At 60.9% G+C, this 19,683-nt stretch carries 18 protein-coding genes; 6 read left to right on the plus strand and 12 right to left on the minus strand.

Annotation, left to right across the window (positions count from 1 at the left end; translation table 11 throughout):
* The first annotated feature begins 10 nt into the window (after positions 1-10).
* Positions 11-1,603, plus strand: a complete 1,593-nt coding sequence (locus tag JK202_RS10360; RefSeq protein ID WP_211560844.1) for a gamma-glutamyltransferase family protein — start codon at positions 11-13, stop codon at positions 1,601-1,603.
* A complete protein-coding gene (locus JK202_RS10365; RefSeq protein ID WP_211560846.1) occupies positions 1,597-2,859 on the plus strand; it encodes a cation:dicarboxylate symporter family transporter in 1,263 nt (420 codons plus the stop codon). Before JK202_RS10360 ends, JK202_RS10365 begins: the two co-directional genes overlap by 7 nt.
* A 1-nt stretch (position 2,860) precedes the next feature.
* Here the strand turns inward: JK202_RS10365 and JK202_RS10370 are convergent, their stop codons facing one another.
* The 3 genes from JK202_RS10370 to JK202_RS10380 form a co-directional block, all read right to left on the minus strand.
* Positions 2,861-4,195, minus strand: coding sequence for an AtzE family amidohydrolase (locus tag JK202_RS10370; RefSeq protein WP_211560848.1), 1,335 nt, complete (start codon positions 4,193-4,195; stop codon positions 2,861-2,863).
* Positions 4,192-4,371: a DUF4089 domain-containing protein gene (locus tag JK202_RS10375; RefSeq protein WP_211560850.1), complete on the minus strand. Its 180-nt coding sequence runs from the start codon at positions 4,369-4,371 to the stop codon at positions 4,192-4,194. The genes JK202_RS10370 and JK202_RS10375 overlap by 4 nt, the downstream gene beginning before the upstream one ends.
* 85 nt (positions 4,372-4,456) lie before the next feature.
* The gene (locus tag JK202_RS10380) at positions 4,457-5,530 is read right to left on the minus strand and encodes a GDP-mannose 4,6-dehydratase (protein WP_249199937.1); all 1,074 of its coding nucleotides are present in this window, start codon (positions 5,528-5,530) and stop codon (positions 4,457-4,459) included.
* A 145-nt stretch (positions 5,531-5,675) separates the two neighbouring features.
* Here JK202_RS10380 and flgH point away from each other — a divergent pair, with 145 nt between their 5' ends.
* A complete protein-coding gene (gene flgH / locus JK202_RS10385; protein WP_211560853.1) occupies positions 5,676-6,422 on the plus strand; it encodes a flagellar basal body L-ring protein FlgH in 747 nt (248 codons plus the stop codon).
* A gap of 54 nt (positions 6,423-6,476) precedes the next feature.
* Here flgH and JK202_RS10390 read toward each other — a convergent pair whose 3' ends face one another.
* The 9 genes from JK202_RS10390 to hrcA form a co-directional block, all read right to left on the minus strand.
* Positions 6,477-7,718, minus strand: a complete 1,242-nt coding sequence (locus JK202_RS10390; protein WP_211560855.1) for a hypothetical protein — start codon at positions 7,716-7,718, stop codon at positions 6,477-6,479.
* 3 nt (positions 7,719-7,721) lie between these two features.
* Entirely contained in the window at positions 7,722-8,156 is a 435-nt protein-coding gene (locus JK202_RS10395) for a biopolymer transporter ExbD (protein ID WP_211560857.1), read from the minus strand.
* 72 nt (positions 8,157-8,228) lie between these two features.
* Complete coding sequence (locus tag JK202_RS10400) at positions 8,229-8,654, minus strand: biopolymer transporter ExbD (protein ID WP_211560859.1); 426 nt, start codon at positions 8,652-8,654, stop codon at positions 8,229-8,231.
* 4 nt (positions 8,655-8,658) lie between these two features.
* Positions 8,659-9,756, minus strand: coding sequence for a MotA/TolQ/ExbB proton channel family protein (locus tag JK202_RS10405; protein ID WP_211560861.1), 1,098 nt, complete (start codon positions 9,754-9,756; stop codon positions 8,659-8,661).
* Between the two features lie 137 nt (positions 9,757-9,893).
* Positions 9,894-10,562, minus strand: a complete 669-nt coding sequence (locus JK202_RS10410; RefSeq protein ID WP_211560862.1) for an energy transducer TonB — start codon at positions 10,560-10,562, stop codon at positions 9,894-9,896.
* 406 nt (positions 10,563-10,968) lie between these two features.
* A protein-coding gene (gene prfB, locus JK202_RS10415; protein ID WP_211560864.1) for a peptide chain release factor 2 occupies positions 10,969-12,100 on the minus strand; the annotation gives its coding sequence in 2 pieces (ribosomal slippage) (positions 10,969-12,030 and positions 12,032-12,100; 1,131 coding nt in all).
* A 40-nt stretch (positions 12,101-12,140) separates the two neighbouring features.
* Positions 12,141-14,771, minus strand: coding sequence for a penicillin-binding protein 1A (locus tag JK202_RS10420; protein ID WP_211560866.1), 2,631 nt, complete (start codon positions 14,769-14,771; stop codon positions 12,141-12,143).
* Positions 14,772-14,860: 89 nt separating this feature from the next.
* A complete protein-coding gene (locus JK202_RS10425) occupies positions 14,861-15,745 on the minus strand; it encodes an aldo/keto reductase (protein WP_211560868.1) in 885 nt (294 codons plus the stop codon).
* A 66-nt stretch (positions 15,746-15,811) separates the two neighbouring features.
* Positions 15,812-16,882 carry a heat-inducible transcriptional repressor HrcA gene (gene hrcA, locus JK202_RS10430; protein ID WP_211560870.1) on the minus strand — a complete coding sequence of 357 codons (1,071 nt, stop codon included), beginning with the start codon at positions 16,880-16,882 and terminating at the stop codon, positions 15,812-15,814.
* Positions 16,883-16,963: 81 nt separating this feature from the next.
* On the opposite strand from hrcA, the gene rph reads away from it, so the two are divergent.
* From rph to JK202_RS10445, 3 genes are all read left to right on the plus strand, one after another.
* Complete coding sequence (rph, locus tag JK202_RS10435; RefSeq protein ID WP_211560872.1) at positions 16,964-17,686, plus strand: ribonuclease PH; 723 nt, start codon at positions 16,964-16,966, stop codon at positions 17,684-17,686.
* Positions 17,686-18,282 carry an RdgB/HAM1 family non-canonical purine NTP pyrophosphatase gene (gene rdgB / locus JK202_RS10440; protein WP_211560874.1) on the plus strand — a complete coding sequence of 199 codons (597 nt, stop codon included), beginning with the start codon at positions 17,686-17,688 and terminating at the stop codon, positions 18,280-18,282. The genes rph and rdgB overlap by 1 nt, the downstream gene beginning before the upstream one ends.
* 172 nt (positions 18,283-18,454) lie before the next feature.
* Complete coding sequence (locus tag JK202_RS10445) at positions 18,455-19,678, plus strand: cation:proton antiporter (protein ID WP_211560876.1); 1,224 nt, start codon at positions 18,455-18,457, stop codon at positions 19,676-19,678.
* Positions 19,679-19,683: the final 5 nt, after the last annotated feature.

Consider the following 19,683-nt stretch of genomic DNA (forward strand, 5'->3'; position numbering starts at 1 on the left):
GGACACCGCCATGCTGACACCCAACGCCCTTGGCGGAATGGTGACCTCTCCGCACCATCTCGCCAGTCAGGCGGGGCTGGCTGTGCTGCGCGATGGTGGCACCGCGATCGAGGCGATCGTGGCTACCGCCTCCACACTGGCAGTCGTCTATCCGCACATGACGGGACTGGGGGGCGATGCGTTCTGGCTAATCTGTTATCCCGACGGGCGAAGCGTGGCCATTGATGCCTGTGGCGCACTGGCGATGGGCGCCGAGCACGCGCTTTATGCCGAAGCTGGACACACCACCATTCCCTGGCGCGGCGGACTGGCGGCCAACACGGTAGCGGGAACGGTTTCGGGCTGGGAAACAGCGCTGGAACTGAGCAGCGAGATGCGCGACCCGCTTCCACTGGACCGGCTGCTGCGCGATGCCATCCATCATGCGGAAAACGGGCGTGTGGTCTCCGAAAGCGAGGCTGCTCTTCTGGCGCAGAAACAGCCGGAGCTGATGTCGGACCCGACGCTGGCGCGGGTCTGTTTTCCCAAAGGCTGCCCCTGGACGGCAGGCAGTATCCGCAAGTCGCCCGAACTGGCTCAGACCCTGAAAATGCTGAACCGGGACGGGCTGCGCAGTTTTTATAACGGACCGCTCGCGCGCAGTCTGGCAGCGGACCTCGCCGCAGCGGGCAGTCCGGTTCGGTCGCTGGATCTTCTGGCACATCGGGCCGAGGTCAAGGAGCCGCTCCACGTCCAGACCAGCGACGGCTTCCTTTACAATACCGCGCCCCCCACGCAGGGCGTGGCCTCGCTACTCATTCTGGCCCTGTCAGATCATCTGAACCGTGCGGAGGGGCCGGAGAGCTTTGCGCATGTCCACGGTCTGGTCGAAGCCACCAAGCAGGCATTTCTCTATCGCAACCGCCATACGGATGGCAGCGAACACTCCGAAGCACTGGCCCGTGAACTTCTGGCAGATCCGGCGCGGCTGGAAGCCATGGCGTCGCGCATCTCCATGACCCACGCCCTGCCCTGGACCGAGAAAACACAGTGGGGCGACACGACCTGGATGGGAGCGGTCGACCGCAATGGTGTAGCGGTCAGCATGATCCAGAGCCTGTATTTCGAGTTCGGCTCCGGCGTGATGCTGCCGCAGAGCGGGCTGTTCTGGCAAAACCGGGGCTCGTCGTTCCGGCTGGCCCATTCAGGCTGGAACATCCTGCGCCCCGGGGCCAAGCCGTTCCATACGCTCAACCCGGCTGCGGCCCGGCTGCGGGATGGCCGGACGATGGTCTATGGCACCATGGGCGGCGAAGGCCAGCCGCAGACACAGGCCGCGATCTTCAGCCGTCATGTCCGCTACGGGGTGCCGCTTCAGGAAGCGATCTGCCGTCCGCGCTGGCTGCTCGGGCGGACCTGGGGAGACGAGAGCCTGTCCCTCAAGGTGGAGCCGGGATTCAGTCCGGACGTCATATCACAGCTTGAAGCCGCCGGGCATGCGGTCGAAGCGCTCCCGGAACAGTCCATCATCATGGGTCATGCAGGCGCGCTGGTCCGCCACGAAAACGGACGCCTCGAAGGCGCGACCGATCCGCGCAGCGACGGGGCCGTTGCCGCGTGGTGAGAGCTCTGGCCGGAAACCTGTTCGCGCAGGTCGTGCTGGCGACGGTTCTGGGGCTTGGCGCCGGACTGTTCTTCCCGGCTCTCGCAGACGATGTGGGCTGGATGACGGCGCTGTTCATGCGCCTCATCATCATGGCGGTCGGGCCGCTACTGTTCTGTATCGTAACGCTCGGAATCCTCGGAGCCGGCTCGCTGAAAACAGTCGGGCGGCTGGGCGGACAGGCCCTGCTCTATTTCGAGATCATGACGACGCTCGCGCTTGGTGTGGCGGTCATGGTCGCGATGGGACTTGGCATCGGTAAAGGAGTCGGGTTCGTCCCGACCGCCGAAGATGCGCGGATGATCGCGTCCTATGGCGGCCATGCGCAAAACCTGCGGGCGAATGGTATCAGCGGCTTCCTGCTCTCGCTCGTTCCCCATACCCCCGCAGAAGCTTTCGCACAGGGGAATGTGCTTCAGATCCTCGTCTTCGCGATTTTTGCCGGATGCTGTCTGAGCGGCATGGGGGAGCGTGGCGCCCCTCTGGTCCGCCTGATCGAAAGTATCTCCGAGCTGTTTTCGCGCATGATGGGCGTCATCATCCGCATAGCCCCTCTGGGTGTGTTCGGGGCCATGGTGACGACGACAGCGCGTTACGGGCTGGAGACGATCGGGCATCTGGCCGGATTTACGGCCCTGTATTTCCTGCTGGTGAGTCTCTTTATCGTTGGTGCGCTGGGTGGAGGACTACGGCTTGCGGGCGTCAGTCCACTGCGGTTTGCACGTTATTTCCGCGAAGAACTGCTGATCGTCGCCACGACTACGGCATCAGACGCGGTCCTGCCCAGTCTGATGACCAAGCTTGAAAAACTCGGGGTAGAGCGTCAGGTCGTGGGGATTGTGGTGCCCGCCGGATATTCGCTCAATCTGGACGCACTGTCGATTTATCTGGGAATGGCGGTCATCTTTCTGGCTAACGCGACTGACACCCATCTGACAGTCTGGCAGATCGCGACCCTGCTGGTGACAGCGCTCGTCACGTCCAAGGGCGCGCACGGGATTCCGGGCTTTGCGATCGTCATTCTGGCCGCAACGCTGGCAAGCGTCCCCTCCATTCCGCCCGCGAGTCTAGTGATGCTTCTGGCGGTGGACTGGTTTGCAGGGATCGCGCGAGCTGTCGGCAATTTCGCAGGCAACTGCGTGGCCCCGGTCCTGATTGCGGCATGGGAAAAGCGCCTCGACCACACGAAAATGGCCGAGGCGCTGAAACGCCCCTAAGTCAGATCAGACGGGCTTCTGCCAGTCCGTCCGTTTCCAGCTTTTCCGCCAGAGCGAAAAGCTGGTCCTCCCGACCCGGACGCGCAATCAGCTGAGCGCCAAGCGGCAGGCCCGGAACCTTCATCGGAACCGTCAGAACCGGAAAGCCCGCAAGTGTCAGAGGCTGCGTATAGAGCCCCAGATTCGCGCGGGCCGATACCATCTTGCCACCAATCTCGATTTCCGGCTGATCAAAACGCGGTGCTTCTCCGACAAGAGCCGGGGCCAGAAGGATATCCGTCTTCGCAAAGGCCTCGTGCATCCGGTCACGGAACCAGTGACGCAGACGATGGGCCTGAAAGATCAGCGTCGAGGGCAGAAGAGCACCAGCCAGAAGCCGATCCCGGACAGCAGGATCATAGTCTGCGGCCTGTGTCCGCAGACGTCTGAGATGTTGCCCCGCCCCCTCAGAAGCGCTGATGACGAAAGCCGCGGCCCGAGCGCGCGCCACTTCCGGAATCTCGACGACATCCGTGGCTCCGAGCGCCATGGAGAGCGTGTCGATGGCAGTCTGCATCGGCGCGGACATGTTCTCACTAAACCATCCACCCAGACGGGCAATGCGCAGGCTACCGACTTCCACATTCGCCAACGGTCTGGCGCAGAGGGCTTCAAAACAGGCCTTCAAACCGCCCGCGCTATCAGCGAACGGCCCGACCGTATCGAGGCTCGGCACGAACGGATAGCTGCCCGCGACCGACAGCCGCCCCTGCGTGGCCCGCAACCCCCAGACCCCGCAGAGCGACGCCGGAACCCGGATGGAGCCGTTCGTGTCGGAGCCAAGGCCGATGGAGAACATCCGCGCTGCCACACCCGCCGCCGATCCACCCGAAGACCCACCGGCCAGATGCTCGGGCGCATGCGGATTGCGGGTATTGCCGTAATGGGCGTTGATCGTCGCAAATCCGTAGGCGAACTCGTCCATGTTCGTCAGGGCGATGGGAATGGCCCCGGCCGCGATCATGTGCGCGACAAGCGTCGCATCCTGCGTGGCGGGCGGATCATTGGCCAGAACCTTGGATCCGGCCGTCGTGATTTCGCCCCGAACGTCAAACAGATCCTTGATACCGAAAGGCACACCGGCAAGCGGCCCCGGATCCTGCCCCTGAAGCACCAGACGATCCACGCGTTCGGCGGCTTCCAGCGCACGGTGCATCAGCAGTCGTGTGACGCAGTTATAGTCCCCGTCCCGTGCTTCGATATCGGCTAGGGTCCTGACAACCAGATCCCGGGCGGAAATCTCGCCTTTGCGCACACTGGCGGCGAGCGCGACGGTGCGCTGCTGAAGGCCGCTCATGGTTCGTACCGGAAAGCTGGTTCGAGGCGTTCAGGCAGCTCCAGCCCTTCGATCAGCGCGCCATAGCTGCGCAGAAGGTCAAGGTTGGTTCGCACTCCGGCATGAAATTCGCTTGGAATAGTCAGGCCGTTCGCACTGGCGAGCACCGTGATTTCGGTATCATGAGAGTCTGTCATTGTACGCACTCCGGTTGCCGGTTCTGCGGAAAGAATGACAACGCGCTAAAGCGCTGTCCAGCATCTGACGATCCCGCGAGCAGGCTCAGGGCCTGATCCGGTAACGCCAGTCATTGAGAACCGTCACCAGAGTCTCATGCCAGGGGATCTGCGCTTCCCAGCTCAAAGCCTGACGGGCAGCGGCGGGATTGCCCTGCATGGATGGCAGGCCGGAGGGACAGGGAATCGCCGGATCGACCGCAATGCCCGCTGAAATACCCGCAACGTCCAGCAGATCATGCGCCATGGACCGCACGGTGCGAGTTACGCCTGAACAGATGTTCAGAGCCGTTCCGTTTGGCAGAGGCTGAGGGAGAGCAAGGGCATTAATATAGGCATCGCAGGCATCCCGAACGTCCGTCACGTCAAACGCCGCATCCAGGTGGCCAACCGTAATGGTCGGGGCCTGCTGTCCTACTTCGATCCGGGCAACCTGCGCCGCGAGAAACGGCAGAATGGCTTCTTTTTCCTGCGCGGTTCCGGCCTGCGTGAAGGAGCGCAGACGAAGACCATGCAGCCCTTCCCGACTCAGATTTCCGATGGCCAGATCCGCCGCCGCCTTGCTGGAGGCATAGGAATTAACCGGGGCGATGACCGCCGTTTCATCCAGCGGCTGCCCCGACGAAAAGCTGGCGCCATAGATTTCAGCTGTCGAGACGAAAACGAAGCTGGCCTGAGGCGCATGGGTCTCGAAGGTTTCCGCCAGAATGAGCGTTCCGTCAAGATTGACGGTCCAGGCCTCGGCACTTTCGGCTTTCGCGCGGGCAACAGAAGATACGGCGGCCAGATGCAAACAAGCATCCGGCTTTTCATCCCGCACAAACCGTTCGACAGCCGCCCGATCCCGGATATCCATCGGGTCTTCAAGCAGGATATGACCGGGAATGCGATCCTGCAGGCGTGCCTTGAAATGCTGGCCGACAAATCCCTGTCCACCAGTCAGCAGAATCCGCAGTCCCATCTCAGGACCGGAGTGCGGAGGAACAACCCGCAATGGGAGAGGCTGAAACAGTTGGCATAGGGCAGTCTCCAGACAGGATGGGCCCGGGCCGTCCGGATTGTCAGCCCACGCCATGCTGTTTTCGGCCACATCCCGCAACAGGGCAAGGGTACGACACAAACAGATCCGATCCGGCAGGCTCGGCCTTGTGTACAGGCGCGGCCCGAGTCTTTTCGGTGCGCTGAAGTGACAGCGTCTTAACAGGTTTTTTACCGTTATCGTGTTTGCTGGAGATCATACGGAACAGACGGATCTCAACTTTCCCATGCGGCACGCTTTTCGACATTCTGTTCGCACTCTGGGGTTGCTTGGCCTTTTACCGGTCCTGTCAGCCTGTAATTCCCTTGCGCAAATGTCCGAAATCGGGCGGCCACCCCGTATGACGTCCATTACTGATCCGACACGGGCCAATTCCTATCGCCCGGTCACGATGCCAATGCCTCCGCTTCAGGCTCCCCCCGACGAGGCGGCGAGTCTCTGGCGTTCTGGCAGCAAGGCGTTTTTCAAGGATCAGCGGGCGTCGCAGGTTGGAGATCTGGTCACGATCATTGTGGACATCACTGACAACGCCGCCTTCAACAACGGAACAACCGCTGATCGAACCGCTGACGAGAATTTTGGTATTCCCAACCTGTTTGGAATCAAAGGAAAGATCATCAGTGCCGTTACGGGCGCAAACAGCCTGAGCACTGCCAGCAGCAGCGATTCCGGTGCAACTGGCAAGATCACCCGCAACGAGACTGTGACCCTGCGTCTGGCAGGAACCATCACCCAAGTTCTTCCCAACGGCAATTTTGTTGTGATGGGCAAGCAGGAAGTCCGGGTAAACAGCGAACTGCGGGAACTGGGCGTAAGCGGCATCGTGCGCCCGCAAGATATCACAGCGGACAATACGGTTACGCATGATCGTATGGCTGAGGCGCGAATTTCCTATGGTGGCCGAGGGACTCTCACCCAGCTTCAGACACCACGCTACGGCCAGCAGGTTATGGACGCGATTCTGCCATTCTGATTACAAAAAAAGCCGGGGAAGGTCCCCGGCTTTTTTAAATTCCAGATAACAGCCTTACTTCGCAGGGCGCGACAGCAGCAGCGACCAGAGTTCGGCAACGTCGCGTGCCGGACCATTCCCGGAAACGGCAGAGAACGTCTTGATGGCTTCAGCCTTCTGTCCGCCATCCATCTGTGCCATGCCGTACTCGACCTGTGCGAGATCCGGATAACGCGGATTCTTGCCCAGACCCGTTTTCATCAGAGCCAGACCAGCATCAGCCTGTCCGTTCAGCACCTGATTATAACCAGCAGTCAGAGCCGGACCTGCATTCGGAGCGGAAGCGGCCTGAGTGACAGCTGAAGCAAGCTGGCTTCGCGTTGTCGCGGCCTGCTGGGCAACAAAAGCATGGAACTTGGCGTCAGCCGCAGCAGTGGGGCCATTGCCAAGTGAATGATTGGCATAACCCTGGTTCAGCAGATTAAGTGCCAGTTGGGGCAGACCCATCTGCACCGCGCGCTCAGCCATATCCTGATAATCCGACGGATCCTTCAGCACACCGGTCGCCAGACGAAGACGCTCGACATAGAAAACGAGCGGTGGGGAAAGATTGGGGTTCGCTACTAGGTCGTGGATCAGCATCGACCAGTAATCAGGCTTGGAATAATACTTGGCCAGAAGGACATAAGCATGCGTCTTCGCATCGCCATCCTTCAGGTTCGTATAGGCCGTTGCCAACATCTGAAGCTGATTCTCAGCTGGAATCTTTCCAGCCTTGATCGTGGCATCCACCTGCTCCTGCGCAGCTTTGGCCGTACCTTGCCAGTCCTGCTGCAGGTAATAGCACTGGATCAGCATCGTCTGCATGCGCGGATCAACGCCATATTCATGCAGATACTGCTCGGTCGCCGGAATGGCGCGGGCATACTGCTTGGCACTGTAGGCCATGGTAGCCTGCGCCATCAGCATCTGGCCCTTGGTGGCCTTCGGCGTGCGGGAGCTGTTGATCAGAACATCGTAGGCCTTGATGGCAGCATCCGTATTACCGGACTGCGCTGCAATGGCCGCACGCATCTGGGCCGTAGTATAGGCCTCGTAATCGGTCTTGCCCTTGACCGCGTCTGCGGCATCGACGGCTTCCATGGCCTTAGCATAATTCTTGGACGCCAGAGCGCTCTGGGCCTGCTGCAGGTCCTTGCCAACAGCCTGTCCGAGGACATCGTCAGCATGGGCGGACCCAGCAAGTGCGGCAATACCAAAGACACCGGCCAGCAGAAGATTACGGGCGCTCAGACGGCGGTAAAGGGACAAAGACACGAATTACTGTCCTTCCATGAACTGATCCAGACCAACAATTCCAAGCTTGGTCATGCCAAGACGCTGTGCGTCCGCCATAACATGGGCCACGGTCTTGTAGTCTGCAAGACGATCCGGGTGGATATGCATTTCAGGCTGGTCCGGCAGTGCCGCGGCAGCTTGGAAATGAGCCTGAAGAGAGGCTTCCGACGTGATCGGCTCGTTGTTCCAGGAGATGCTGTTGTCGTAGCCGATGCTGACGGTCACGAGTTTGGGTTGTACTGTCGATGGGGGAGGATTGCCCTGAGGCAGATCGATCGCCACCGAGTGTGTCTGAAGCGGGATGGTGATGATCAGCATGATCAGCAGCACCAGCATCACGTCGATCAACGGCGTGGTGTTGATATCGACAATGCCTTCGTCTTCGTGCGTGCTGTCAGATCCGACGCTCATGCCCATGACGGCGGTTCTCCAAAAAGGTGACGTGAAAGCATAGTCGGACCGCCCGGTCTGGAACGGCCCGACACGACCTCAGTTCGAGTGAGGCTGCTCGGTAATGAAGTCCACGTGGGCGATCCCTGCCTCCTGGCAGGTTGCGACCACCTGGCCAACTGCCAGATACTTGGCAGCCTGGTCACCGCGGATCTGGATCTGCGGCTGAGGCTTTTCCTTTGCCGCCTCGACGAGGCGGTTCAGCAGGTCAGTGTGGTTCGTAACCGGTGTCGTATTCCAGAACACCTGGCCATTCGAATTCACTGCCAGAACGATGTTGCCTTTTCTGGTCTGTGTCGGCGTATTTGCATCGACCGGCAGCTTGACCTTAACCGAGTGTGTGGCGACAGGGATGGTGATCAGAAAGATGATCAGCAGCACCAGCATGACGTCGACGAGGGGGGTGGTGTTGATTGCCGACACCACCTCGTCGTCACCGCCGCCTCCTCCGACGTTCATTCCCATAGGATCAGATCCGCTCGCTGGTGGTGATTGTGGTCGGGACAGCCATGCCGCCCTCTGCCGGAGCAACACCGTGACGGAAGCCGCCGATCAGGACGGACTGGATGTCAGCAGCGAAGTTACGGACACGATCCATGGCGCCCTTGTTGCGACGGACGAGCAGGTTGTAACCCAGCACGGCCGGAACAGCGGTGGCAAGACCGATGGCCGTCATGATGAGAGACTCACCAACCGGACCAGCAACCTTGTCGATGGATGCCTGGCCGGAGATGCCGATGGCTGTCAGGGCGTGGTAGATACCCCAGACCGTACCGAACAGACCGACGAACGGTGACGTGGAACCCACGGTACCGAGGAAGGCAAGACCACCCTGCATGCGGGTGTTGATGGTATCGACCGAGCGCGAAATGGACATTTCGGTCCAGGACGGCAGGTCGATCGAGTCACGCATGGAGCCTTCATGATGCTCGGCAGCCACGATGCCCGTCTCGGCAATGTAACGGAACGGCGAAGACGGCTTCAGGGCAGCAGCACCCTCATGAACGGACGGCTTGGTCCAGAATTCACGCGCAGCTTCCTTGGAAGCCGAGAAAAGACGGCCCTGCTCCAGGAACTTCATGACCATGATGATCCAGGTACCAGCAGACATGATGACCATGATGATCAGCACGCCACGGGCAATCGCATCACCATTGGCCCAGAGCGCGCCGAGGCCATAAGGGTTGCCCTGAGGAGCAGGAGCTTCCGGTGCTGCGGTTGCGCTCTCACCCGGCGTTGCAGCCGCGGCAGGAGACTGGTCAGCAGGCGCAGTTGCCGGAGCAGCACTATCAGCCGGAGCGGCTGCAGGTGCGCCAGCATCGTTCGGAGCTGCGGCAGCCGGGGCGCCGGCCGGATCGGCAGACGTCGTCGGGCTGGCCGGGTTGGAAGAGGGATCCACCGGAGCCGCTGCGGGAGCGCTCTGGTCGGCCGGAGCCGGCTGGGCGAAAGCGACGGCCGGTGCAACAGCACCGGAAGCCAGGGCCAGCGTCAGAGCCAGTGCGCTGGCCCGGACGGCACGCGCCTTCGTCGGAACGGCAAGGGCAGGAAGGCGGAACAGTCTGGTCATGAACTCCATATCCTCGTTAGCGATGCCCGTTTTCGGAGCTTTCTGGGGTGTCGGCCATATGGGGACCGACCCTTTTCTGAGCCCCGCCAAGTTTTCATATCCTGGCAGGGCAATTCTATTTGACGGCAATCGAAAGATCAGTCGTCGCCCATCGTGAAGTCGATGTGCAGGACGTGGTGGTGCTCTGTTACCGGAGCGCCATTCACGATGGCGGGCTGGTAACGGGCCCGACGAAGGAAGTCGAGCGCACTTTCCACGAACTCGTGACCACCGCTTGAGCTCACAATAGTACAGTTTGCCGTCTTGCCTGTCGGAAGAATGTCACACGAAGCAGTCACATGACCTTCGCGGTTTTCTTCCATGGCTTCGTCCGGATAGACTGCCTGAGCGCCATTGATCGGTCGTGCACCAGCCGAGTGATCTGGAACCGCGTCAGCTGGCGGACCCTGCGGCGGAGCCGGAACGGGCTCTGGCGACGGGGTCGGGCTGGGTGGCACCGGATGCGGCGGCTTGGCGTGCGTCACGCGCTGGATCGCCTTGGGTGGCGGCGGCACGCTGATCTTCGGCGGCGGGATGAACGGCGGCGGCGGCTGTTCCATCTGCGGCGGCGGCGGCGGCGGCGGCGGCGGCGGTGGCTTGGGCTGCTCCTTGATGACTTCCGTCTTGATAGGCGGCTTTTCCTGGACCAGCTTGCTCACAGCACCACTCATGAGCGCATAAATCACAGCGCCCATAGCCAGCACGGCCACGACGATCGCGACAATGTAGTCTGTCGGCTTGCGCTGCTGTGCGGCGTAGCTCTTCATGTCGAAACCTTCTTACCCCTCACTGACACCGGCGTTGATCCACATCTGCCGGGTGCGGTGCCCCCGATTTCTGTGTTTCCGACGGGCCTCCTCAGCGCGGACACATGAAATGCGTCACATGCTTTGAGGACATACCCGATATGCTGATTGGGCAGTCTAACCCGCATGCTGTCAAGCGGGTTATTGCCTTGATCGAAACGATTTTTTCATAATGACGACATATTCTTTGGTTCTGGATGCCTCGTCACAATCGAAAATGTCCCCAAAAACCACCGTAGCGTAATTTCGCTCCATAGCACTGTGACAGATTTCAGAAAAAAATAAGGCGCCGGAACAGGTTCTCTGTTCCGGCGCCTGATAAAGAATCCACCACGGGACTCAAAATGCGTGCTGGCAGCTTCCCGCCTTACTGAGCCGAAGCGCTGGCCTCCGAACGGGTAGCCCCCACACTCTGGGCCAGAGACGCCGACATGAAGTCGTCCAGCGCGCCATCGAGCACGGCACCCGGATTTCCCTTCTCCACACCTGTCCGCAGGTCCTTGACCAGCTGATACGGCGCAAGGACGTAGGAGCGGATCTGATGACCCCAGCCGATATCGGTCTTGGCGGCCTCGGTCTGGGCAGCAGCGGCTTCGCGCTTCTGGAGTTCCGCCTCGTACATGCGCGCCCGCAGCATTTCCATGGCTTGGGCGCGGTTACGATGCTGCGAACGGTCCGTCTGACAGGCCACGACGATCCCGGTCGGGATATGGGTGATCCGGATGGCCGAATCCGTCTTGTTGACGTGCTGTCCACCCGCACCAGACGCCCGGAACGTATCGACCCGCAGATCCGAATCGTTGATTTCGATCTCAATCGAATCATCGACAACCGGATACACCCAGACCGATGCGAACGACGTCTGGCGCCGGGCTGCGGCATCGAAGGGCGAGATCCGGACCAGACGGTGGACGCCCGCTTCGGTCTTCAGCCAGCCATAGGCATTGGGACCGACCACCTGAATGGTGGCGGACTTGATGCCGGCCTGTTCGCCTTCGCTGCCTTCGATGAACGTGACCTTGTAGCCATGCTGCTCGGCCCAGCGCGTGTACATGCGCAGAAGCATCTCGGCCCAGTCCTGGGCTTCCGTGCCGCCGGCACCAGCATTCACCTCGACATAGCAGTCATTGCTGTCCGCTTCGCCCGAGAGAAGGCTTTCGATTTCGCGCTTGCGAACGTCCTCGGCGATGATCCGCAGGGTCTGCACGGCATCCTGAACGAGACTGTCGTCTCCTTCCATTTCTGCCAGTTCAACCAGTTCGAGCGTACCTTCGACCTCGGCTTCGATCTGCTGGACGCCTTCGATCTGGTTTGCGAGCGTCGTCCGCTCACGCATCAGCTTCTGGGCGGCACCAGCATCGTTCCACAGGTCAGGATCTTCAACGCGGTGGTTCAGCTCCGCGAGGCGTGTTGTTGCGACATCCCAGTCAAAGATGCCTCCTCAGCAGTGCCACCGACTGCTTGATCTGTACGGAAAGGGCCTCGGTTTCGGCCGACATAGTGTCCTCCACTCATAAGGGGGGTCTGTTCTGGTGGGTCTTAGTATAGGCCGCCCACGCCGATGTCACCATCGGACGGCGCAGGTTTCTGGGCCTGTCCCGGAGCAGCGGAAGCACCGGCTCCCGAGGACGTTGCCGAAGCTCCGCCCGGCTGGTCCGGCATCTGGGCCATACCGCTTTCGGAATCCGAAATCACGCTGTCCGCACCGGTATCGGCGGCCGTCAAGGCTTCCGTACCTGCGCCGAAGCCATGCAGTTCAACAGACGCACCCGGAACCTGATCGGTTTTGAAGCCATCCACTGCGGAAATCCGTCCCGTGTCATAGCTGGCCAGCGTGATGCCATCCGGCACCCGGAAGTCCAGTTTGGGACGACTTCCAAGCGCGACCTTCATGATCTTGTTCCAGATTGGCCCGGCAACGCGGCCACCATCCGAATTGCGACCCAAAGTCTGAGGCGTGTCGAAACCAACCCAGACCACCGTGACGATATCAGGCGAGAAACCGGCAAACCACGCGTCATGGAAGTCCTGACTGGTGCCGGTCTTGCCTGCGATGGGACGGTCGATGCCCACGCCTGCCATGCGACCGGTGCCGCGGGCGATCACGTCCTGCATCATCTTCACGATCTGAAACGTGCTCTGCTCGCTGGCGAGGGTGGGGCGCGTGTCGGTCAAGGCCGGAACAGCTACGCTTCCTGGCAGCGGGGATGCCGGAGGCACCGCAGGCGTCGGGGGGGCAGGAGGCGTTGTGCCATCCTCCGGAACAGGCTGCTCGCTGGGAGGCGCCTGCATGGCGGTCCCGAGCTTCAGGCCACCAGCCTGCCACAGGACGCTTCCGGCGCGGTCCTGAATGTCATCCACAAGCGTCGGGATGACGATATGGCCGCCATTGGCAATCGTGGCATAGGCCGCAGCCTCGCGCATGACGGTGGTTTCAACGGCACCCAGGGCCGCAGGCAACACATGCGGCATCTGCGCCACAAGCCCGGCGCGGATGGCTGTATCGGCGACGGCCTTCATACCGAGATGGGCAGCCACGCGGATTGTGACGAGGTTGCGGCTTTCCCGCAGCGCGTCATGCAGCGTCGTGGGGCCCCAATTGTCGTGTTCGTAGTTCTGGGGGTGCCAATCGCCGTAAGAGACCGGCGAATCGTCGAACCGCTCGGACGGGGAAATGCCCTGTTCCATCGCGGCCAGATAAACGAACGGCTTGAAGGACGAACCCGGCTGACGCAGCGCCTGTGTGACGCGGTTGAACTGGCTTTCATGGAAGGACCAGCCACCGACCATCGCCAGAACACGGCCCGTATGCACATCCAGCGTCACAGCCGCGCCTTCGACCTGCGGAATCTGGCGCAGAGCCGCAGAGCCACCCTCCTGCGGTTCGATCATTATGACGTCACCTGCACGGAGCGGGTGCATCCGGCGTGCCCATGCAATGTCGGCTGCGGAAAGCCCACCCTTGCGAGCCGTACCGTCCTCGATCCAGCCAACACGCGCACCACCCGGCAGCACGACAGCCAGACGCCACTCACGTAGCATACCGCCGGGAGGCGTCAGCTGATCGAGCGCGCTTTCCCAGCCGTCATCCTGAATGTCCGGCAGGTTGCGCAGGGGCCCGCGCCAACCACTATGGACACGGTCGTAATTCATCAGGCCTTCATGCAGCAGGCGCGTTTCGGTGACCTGAAGGCTCTGATCGAGACTGGTATGAACTTCCAGACCACCCTGCGCCGTACGATCAGGCCCGTACTGGGCAATGAGCTGGCGGCGGACTTCCTCACCAAACCATTCAGAATCCGGAAGAGGACCAAAGCGCTGCTTCCGCTGCGGAACCAGCGGCTCCTGCTTTTCCTGATCGGCCTGCTGACGTGTCAGAACCCCGGCCTCGACCATCAGATCCAGCACGAGGTTGCGTCGAACCATTGCGGCCTGTGGATGCAGGAACGGATTGTAATTCGTCGGAGATTTGGGAAGCGCGGCAAGTGATGCCGCCTCCGCTTCATCCAGCTGATCGAGAGGCTTGTTGAAGTAGCTCTGGGCAGCAGCAGCGACACCATAGGCGCCGTTCCCGAGATAGATACCGTTCAGGTAGATCTCGAGGATCTTGTCCTTGGACAACACCTGCTCCATTTTCATGGCGAGCAGGGCTTCCTTGATCTTGCGGTCGAAGCTCAGGACGTTGCTGTTGAGCAGCATGACCTTCGCGACCTGCTGGGTGATGGTCGAGGCCCCCAGCGGACGGCGACCATGACGCGCAAAGATATCCGTCAGGCCCGCACGGCCGATCGCCATGAAATCCACGCCGCCATGGGTGTAGAAATTATGGTCTTCGGTCGCGATGAAAGCATTCTTCACACGCTCGGGGATGGCGTTGATCGGCACGAAAATCCGGCGCTCATTCGCCAGCTCCGCCATCAGACGATCATCGGCGGCATAGATGCGGCTGACGGTCGGCGGCTGATAGGCGCGCAGACTGTCTACGCTAGGCAGATCCGCGACCAGCTTGGCATAGGTCGTCCAGCCCAGAACGCCTGCCCCGGTAATGCCTATCAGCCCCACGCCGGCGATGATCGCCAGGGACTGCCGGTAGCGGCGAAAACGGGGGGGGCGTGGGGGCGTGGCGCCCGGACCCTGGGGATTACGGGAGCGGAAGGAACGTCGCGTCATGGCCTCTGCATAGCATTGTTCCGTATCCGACGTCGCCCCCGTCGAAAAGGGTCATTTCGTGACACGTTTGCCGCATCAAAGTGCCGCTTTCAGGACTGCGACGCTTTCCACGTATCATGGCCCTGACGGTCAAGTTCGGTGAATTCTTCATCGCTGAGATGCAGGGAGGCACCGCGCACGTTCGACGCCAGATGTTCGGGGCTGCCCGTACCGGGAATGGGCAGCATGACAGAAGAGCGTTTCAGCAACCATGCAAGCGCGATCTGTCCCGCATCGGCATGGTGATGATGAGCGATCCGGTCCATCGAAGTTCCGGATTTTGCAAGATCACCAGCCGCGAGGGGCGCCCAGGGAATGAAGCCGATATTCTCTTTCGTGCAATAATCCAGAACGTCTTCGGAAGACCGGTCCACAAGATTGAAGCGGTTCTGCACTGTAGAGACCGGGAAATATTTCCGGGCTTTCTTGATCTCGGCAACCGTAACCTGTGACAGACCGACATGGCGGATCAGACCTTCCTCGCGGAACTTCGCGATAGCCTCAAACTGCTTTTCTGCCGGACAGTCAGGGCCGATGCGGTGCAACTGCCACAGATCAATCCGCTCCACGCCCAGACGACGCAGGGACATCAGGACGCACTGGCGCAGATAGTCGGGATTGCCGACCGGCTTCCAGATATCGGGGCCGTGCCGTGTAAGGCCACCTTTCGTGGCGATGACCATGTCCTTGTATGGAGAGAGAACTTCCCGGATCAGGTCTTCAGCCACGAAGGGACCATAAGAGTCAGCAGTATCAACGAAGTCGATCCCATATTGGCGCAGGCTTTGCAGGGTGCGGATGGCCTTGGCACGGTCTGGCGGATCGCCCCAGATCCCCTTGCCGGTCAGGCGCATGGACCCGAAGCCAAGCCGATGGACCTTCAGGTCTCCACCGATCAGGAAAGCGCCGGATTTGCGGGCGTCGGGACCAGGCATGGGCGGGCTCCTCTATATCTTGGTGCCTGTTCAACAGCCCTGCGGTGTCAGAGTTGCCGAAACCCTTCAGCCAAGCAGGCGCCCGACCATCCGTGCGGTGTAGTCCACAACCGGGACGATCCGTCCGTAATTCAGGCGCGTTGGGCCGATCACGCCGATGGCTCCCACGATCTTCTGTGCCTCATTCCGGGCAGGCGCCACGATCATGGACACGCCCGACATCCCGAACATGCCGCTTTCGCGCCCGATATAGATCCGCACCCCCTCGGACGCATCGGCCAGTTGCAGGAGCTGGAGCATCGTCTCCTGCGTTTCCAGATGGTCGAACAGCATGCGGATTGTGGTCAGGCGTTCGATCTCGGTAATGTCGGCCAGAAGTTTCCCCTGCCCGCGCACGAACAGCGTCCCGCCATCGGCGTCCCATGTGGCGAGACCGCTTTCGATCACACTCGCAGTCAGGGTATCGAGTTCATGCCGACTGGCATCCATTTCGACCCGCACACGCTCACGCAGGGTCCCGAGCGTCAGGTCCCCAAGGCGGGAATTCAGGTAGTTTCCGGCCTCAACGAGAGCGGAAGGCGGAACGCCGGGAGGCGTTTCAATAATACGGTTTTCCACCTGCCCGTCCGAGCCAACCAGAATAACCAGCACCCGCCCCGGACCCAGCGCCACAAACTCGATATGCTTGAGTGTCGCGTCCGATTTAGGTGCAAGCACAAGCCCGGCAGCCGAAGACAGACCGGACAGCAGGGACGACGCCTCAGACAGGATGTCCTGATAGGACCGCCCGTGAATATCGAGGCGGCTGTCGATGCTGGCGCGGTCCTCTTCCGTCAGGGTGCCGAACTGGAGCAGACCGTCCACGAACAGGCGCACGCCCTTTTCGGTCGGCAAGCGCCCGGCTGAAACATGGGGGCTGAACAGCAGTCCCGCCCGGGCCAGATCCGCCATGACATTGCGGATCGTGGCCGAAGACAAAGCCGGTTGCAGACGCTGGGCCAGGGTCTGGCTACCGATGGGTTCGCCGGTTTCGACATATTCCTCAACGATTTCACGCAGGATCGCGGCTTCACGATCTCCCAGCCCGTGGGGCATCGGAATGGAAGGGCGGAACAGGGGAGGCTGTGGTCGCATCATGGTAAACCAACTGTCGGGGCTGGATGCCTTCACGTCAAACGCGGTAGAGGCGGGACATATTCGACCACAGGATCTTTTTACATGACTGACACCGCTCGCAAGCGTCCTTCAGGGCGTGCACCGGACGAAAACCGCCCTGTTTCAATCGAAACAGGTTTCGCCCGCCATGCCGAAGGCTCGGCCCTCATCCGCGTAGGCGGGACGGAAGTCCTGTGCACGGCCACGGTCGAGGAGCGTGTTCCGGCTTTCCTGCGCAACAGAGGCCAGGGCTGGATCACGGCCGAATACGGCATGTTGCCGCGGGCGACGCACAACCGGGGCCAGCGCGAAGCCGCCAAGGGCAAGCAGTCCGGCCGCACGCAGGAAATCCAGCGGCTGATTGCACGTTCGCTCCGGGCCTGTGTGGATCTGAAGAAACTGGGAGAGCGGACCATCACGCTCGACTGTGACGTCCTGAACGCGGATGGCGGCACGCGCTGTGCGTCCATCACAGGCGCCTGGGTGGCGCTGGCGATTGCGCTAAAGAAAATCAAGCGCACGCAGGCTCTGACGGCTCAGGTCGCAGCGGTCTCGTGCGGCCTGACGGACGTCGGAGCTGTGCTGGATCTGGATTACATCGAGGACAGCAGCGCGCAGGCCGATACGAATTTCGTCCTGACGGCGGATGGTGGCATCATCGAAATTCAGGGAACGGCAGAGGACAAACCGTTTCAGGAAAGCGAGTTTTTCGAACTCCTCCGCCTGGCAAAGCTCGGCACGTCCCGACTGTTCGAAGCCCAGAAAAATGCGCTGGAGACGGCATAATGCGTACACTTTCCCGCGGTTCAAAGATCGTTCTCGCCAGCCATAATGCGGGCAAGCTCCGCGAATTTTCCACTCTACTGGCAGAAAGCGGAATTACCGTGATCTCGGCGGCAGAGCTGGATCTGCCGGAACCGGAAGAGACGGAAGAAACCTTTGCAGGCAATGCAGCCATCAAGGCGCTGGCCGCAGCTCGGGCTTCCGGACTACCCGCTCTGGCCGATGATTCCGGCTTTTGCGTTTCAGCGCTGGACAATCGTCCGGGTGTCTATTCTGCCCGTTGGGGCGGCCCGACCAAGGACATGCAGGTCGCGATGGCGCGCGTTCATCGGGAGATGGGCGACACCCCGGATCACCGCGCGTTTTTCGTCGCGGCGCTGTGTCTGGCATGGCCGGATGGCAAGACCCGGACCGTGCAGGGCGAATGCCATGGCAACATCGTCTGGCCACCACGAGGTGAGCATGGACACGGTTATGACCCGATGTTTGCACCAGAAGGCGAAAGCCGAACATTTGCGGAAATGACGGAAGCAGAGAAAAATGCCGTCAGTCATCGTGGGCGCGCCCTGAAGCAGTTCCTGAACGATTTTATTGCATAAGCTGAAAAAGATCCGGATTTCCAAAGAGGAAATCCGGTATTTTCATTTTTACACAAACAGAAATTCCAGAAAATACAAACATAGATTTATAAATTACATAGTAACAAAAAATCACCGCAAAATTTATGATTCATGTTACCCTGACCGGACCTGAAACAAAAAAGGGATCGTCATGGGGAATGTGACAGCACTGTTTGCGGATGCATTTATATTTGTCCTTGTTCCGTGGGGACTGTGGCAGCTGCTCAGACGCTCCATTCCGATTGCCATCCTACCCATTCTGGTCGGCATTCTTCTGGCGGTCCTGCATTTTCCAGCATCGACCATCGGAATTCCTTCGCTTTACGGCGATTATATCGGCTGGCTGGCCGTTCTGGTTCTGGCCTTCACCGCCGGGCTGGAGATGTGGCAGAACCCGACCCACTCCCCCGAAGCCGCGAACCTGCCTTCCCCGACGCTGGGGCGCCTTCTGGGCGGGGCAATGGTCGCGCTGGGAATTCCGTTCGTCATCGGGACCATTCTGGTCAAGCTGTTCTTTCTGCCCCTGCATGGCTGGCAGGCCCCACACGGGAACAGCTGGATTGGCGCCATGTCGATCGGGCTGTGCATTTCCGTCAGTGCACTGCCGGTCCTGATCGGGATCGTGCGAGAACTGGAGCCTGCGTACCGACCCGTCGGACAGCTTGCCCTCAAACTTGCGGTTGTGGACGATGCGGCGCTCTGGATCGGGCTGGCCATTCTTCAGTTTGCCGCACGTGGGTCTGACGCCCTACATGGGTGGACCGGGTTCGAAGGCCTGGCCGTCCTGCTTCTGGTCGGCATGGCGCTGCTGAGCAGCTGGGCCACGCGAAACCTCAAGAATCCGCCAATCTGGGTGATCTGGGCTGCTGTCCCGGCCTATCTGGCCGCCGGGTCCTGGGCGAGCCACGAACTGGGACTTCACGAACTGATCGGCGCCTATTTCGCGGGTGCGCTCATGCCGCCGCGCTGGGTGCGTCGCCTGCCCGTCGAGACCGTTGGTACCTTCTCGCTGATCTGGCTGGCCCCCATGTTCTTCGGCCATAGCGGACTGCGGATCGATGGCGATGCCCTGACCTGGCCGTCCGTTCTGGCTTCCCTGCTGCTGGTCGTCATTGCGATCGTCACGAAAATCCTGGCCGTCTGGATCTTCCCGCCCGCTCCGGGCCTGACACACCGTCAGGCACTGGGCATCGGTTCCCTGTTGCAGTGCAAGGGGCTGATGGAAATCGTGGCGGCAACCATCCTGCATGCGCATGGCATGATTTCAGAATTTGCGTTCGCCTCGCTGATGGTTCTGGCCGTGATTTCCACAACGCTGACCGGGCCAATGTTCCGACTGGTGTCAGGGCGCTCCCGCCCCGGAACTGCCGGATAACCGTT

Origin of the sequence: Gluconobacter sp. Dm-62 (assembly GCF_018256155.1) — a bacterium.
In the GTDB taxonomy this organism is placed as follows: domain Bacteria; phylum Pseudomonadota; class Alphaproteobacteria; order Acetobacterales; family Acetobacteraceae; genus Gluconobacter.

Coding starts and splice junctions, on each gene's coding strand:
- JK202_RS10360 (WP_211560844.1), top strand. CDS start 11: ATGCTGACACCCAACGCCCTTGGCGGAATGGTGACCTCTCCGCACCAT.
- JK202_RS10370 (WP_211560848.1), bottom strand. CDS start 4,195: ATGAGCGGCCTTCAGCAGCGCACCGTCGCGCTCGCCGCCAGTGTGCGC.
- JK202_RS10375 (WP_211560850.1), bottom strand. CDS start 4,371: ATGACAGACTCTCATGATACCGAAATCACGGTGCTCGCCAGTGCGAAC.
- flgH (WP_211560853.1), top strand. CDS start 5,676: ATGCGGCACGCTTTTCGACATTCTGTTCGCACTCTGGGGTTGCTTGGC.
- JK202_RS10395 (WP_211560857.1), bottom strand. CDS start 8,156: ATGGGCATGAGCGTCGGATCTGACAGCACGCACGAAGACGAAGGCATT.
- JK202_RS10400 (WP_211560859.1), bottom strand. CDS start 8,654: ATGGGAATGAACGTCGGAGGAGGCGGCGGTGACGACGAGGTGGTGTCG.
- JK202_RS10405 (WP_211560861.1), bottom strand. CDS start 9,756: ATGACCAGACTGTTCCGCCTTCCTGCCCTTGCCGTTCCGACGAAGGCG.
- JK202_RS10410 (WP_211560862.1), bottom strand. CDS start 10,562: ATGAAGAGCTACGCCGCACAGCAGCGCAAGCCGACAGACTACATTGTC.
- JK202_RS10420 (WP_211560866.1), bottom strand. CDS start 14,771: ATGACGCGACGTTCCTTCCGCTCCCGTAATCCCCAGGGTCCGGGCGCC.
- JK202_RS10425 (WP_211560868.1), bottom strand. CDS start 15,745: ATGCCTGGTCCCGACGCCCGCAAATCCGGCGCTTTCCTGATCGGTGGA.
- hrcA (WP_211560870.1), bottom strand. CDS start 16,882: ATGATGCGACCACAGCCTCCCCTGTTCCGCCCTTCCATTCCGATGCCC.
- rph (WP_211560872.1), top strand. CDS start 16,964: ATGACTGACACCGCTCGCAAGCGTCCTTCAGGGCGTGCACCGGACGAA.
- rdgB (WP_211560874.1), top strand. CDS start 17,686: ATGCGTACACTTTCCCGCGGTTCAAAGATCGTTCTCGCCAGCCATAAT.
- JK202_RS10445 (WP_211560876.1), top strand. CDS start 18,455: ATGGGGAATGTGACAGCACTGTTTGCGGATGCATTTATATTTGTCCTT.